The organism is Neoroseomonas rubea (genome assembly GCF_016106015.1).
In the GTDB taxonomy this organism is placed as follows: Bacteria; Pseudomonadota; Alphaproteobacteria; order Acetobacterales; family Acetobacteraceae; genus Neoroseomonas; species Neoroseomonas rubea.
Genome location: NZ_JACADQ010000531.1, coordinates 1 through 1,786, shown reverse-complemented (window position 1 = coordinate 1,786; position 1,786 = coordinate 1). Strand labels below are relative to the sequence as shown.

General features: G+C 72.9%; 1 protein-coding gene. It reads right to left on the bottom strand.

The genetic code is table 11. The annotated features are described in order from the left end of the window. Positions 1 to 448: 448 nt before the first annotated feature. Positions 449 to 1,786, bottom strand: a 1,338-nt coding sequence (locus HW577_RS24520; protein WP_232475222.1) for an ABC transporter permease, incomplete at its 5' end; no start/stop codon positions are given.

The window sequence follows — 1,786 nt, the reverse complement described above, 5'->3', positions numbered from 1 at the left end:
GTGCGCACCGTAGTGCAGAACGCCGGCGGCTTTCCGGCCGAGCCGGGTGCCGCGCCTGGCGCGCCGCCGCGCCAGGCGGGCCTGGCCCTGCCGCGCGACCCGAACGCGCTGCCCGCGCCGAGGCCTTCGAACGAATAGGCGCGCCCAGTTTTCGGATCGAGGCTCCGCCTCGATCCGGGAGCGCGAATGCGCGACCGCGCCCAGACCAACCGGCGCCCCCCCGGCGCACCAGCCCACGGCGCGCAAGCCAAGCGCGCGAATGCGCGCGCCGGCGCCTGAGGCAGACCAAGACTCTTCGGATCGAGGCTCCGCCTCGATCCGGGAGCGCAAAGCGCGACCGCGCCCAGACCAACCGCCGCCCCCGGCGCACCAGTGCACGGCGCGAAAGCCAAGCCGCCGCATGGCGGCGCCGGCGATTGAGGCACACCAAGACTCTTCGCCACGATTTTCAATCGTGGCGAAGCGCCTGGATCGGATCGAGCATCGCCGCGCGCCGCGCCGGCCAGAAGCCGAAGAACAGCCCCGTCAGGGCCGAGACGCCGACGGCGATCAGCACCGCATCCGGCTTCACCAGCACCGGCCATCCGGCGAGGTCGGCCACCAGGTGCGACAGCGCGAGCCCCGCCGCCACGCCCGCCGCCCCGCCCAGCATCGCCAGCACCAGGGCTTCCAGCAGGAACTGCGCCAGCACGTCGCGCCGTCGCGCGCCGACCGCGAGCCGCAGCCCGATCTCCCGCGTCCGCTCCGTGACGCTCACCAGCATGATGTTCATCACGCCGATGCCGCCCACCAGCAGCGAGACCGCGGCGACGGAGGCCAGCAGCAGCGACAGCGTGCGCGCCGCCGCGTCGCGCGTCGCCTGGATGTCGGACAGGTTGCGGATCGACACGCTGTCGGGCTCGTTCGCCGCGACGCGATGGCGCTGGCGCATCAGGGCGCGGATGTTCTCCTCCGCCTCCCGCATGTCCTCGCCCTCATGCACCTTGACCGAGATGGTGCCGACCTGCCGGGCATTGGCGCGCGACGCGCCCATCACGGACCGCCGCGCCGTCCAATAGGGGATGAAGACCGCGTCGTCCTGATCCTGCCCCATCGGGTTCTGGCCCTTGCGGGCCATGACGCCGATGACCTCGAAGGGGGTGGAGCGGATGCGGATCTCCCGCCCGACGGGATCTTCCTCCCCGAACAGGTTCTCGGCGACCGTGGCGCCGAGGATGACGACCTTGCGCGCGCCCGCCGCTTCCTCCGCGGTGAAGAGGCGACCGAGATCGGGCGCCCATTCATGCGCGACGAAGAAATCCGGATCGGCCGCGATCACCACCGCCTGCCAGTTCTGGTTGCCGGCGACCATCTGGAAGGATTGGCGGATGGAACCCACCGCGACCTCCACCTGCGGCACTTCCCGCGCGATGGCGATGGCGTCGTCGTAGGCGAGGTTGGACCGCCCGCCAGCACCGAGCCTGACGCCGCCGACCGTGGACGACCCGCCCCAGATGATCAGCAGGTTGGCGCCGAGCGACTGGATCTGCGCCGTCACCTGCCGCCGCGCGCCCTCGCCCACCGCCACCGTCGCGATCACGGCGGCGACGCCGATGAAGATGCCGAGCGCGGTCAGCACCGACCGCAGCGTGTTGGCGGCGAGCGCGGAGAGCGCGCCGCGCAGCGCCTCCATCAGGTCCATCCCGCCGCGCGTGGCGGGCAGCGGCGGCAGCACGGGGGATGGCGTGCTGGCCTGCGCGGCACCGCGCGCGAGGCCGCCCGGCGCGTTCACGCCGCCTGCTCCTGC